The organism is Oleiphilus sp. HI0123 (genome assembly GCF_001635315.1).
This window is the reverse complement of record NZ_LWGE01001893.1, coordinates 1-415: the sequence shown is the minus strand read 5'-3', so window position 1 is coordinate 415 and position 415 is coordinate 1. Positions and strand designations below refer to the sequence as shown.

The 415-nt window shown below is 36.6% G+C and carries 1 protein-coding gene; it reads right to left on the bottom strand.

Features of this window, described 5'->3' with window-relative positions:
* Window positions 1-90: 90 nt before the first annotated feature.
* Window positions 91-342 carry a type II toxin-antitoxin system ParD family antitoxin gene (locus tag A3761_RS25205; protein ID WP_068506949.1) on the bottom strand — a complete coding sequence of 84 codons (252 nt, stop codon included), beginning with the start codon at window positions 340-342 and terminating at the stop codon, window positions 91-93.
* Between the last annotated feature and the right edge of the window lie 73 nt (window positions 343-415).

The following is a 415-nucleotide window of genomic DNA, read 5'->3' as shown; positions in this document are numbered from 1 at the left end:
GCTCGAGCAAAACCAAATTTCTCTAGGCTATAATCAAAAATAGCTTCTAAGTCTTCATCTGCTTTTTGGTGTACAAAAAAGCTTTGGTTTTTATGCATTATGCTTTTTCTTCATCCGTTGAATAAAATCATCAGCATTCCAATTTTCGATAATGGGGCTATTTTCACCATCTTTAATAAGCTGGCGTAATTCTGCTAGCTTTGATTCAGCGTAATGCTCTTGCAGAAGTCTCAAGCCAGCGCGAATGACTTCACTTTGGTTAGAGTAATCACCTGAACTAATCAGACCTTCAATAAAACCGCCTTGATCATCAGTAGGTCTAAATGTAACGGTATCTGCCATAACAAACCTCTTCGTAAGAATATGTCTTACAAATAAATTTACATGACTTTATTCAGGCTGGCAAGGAATTAAC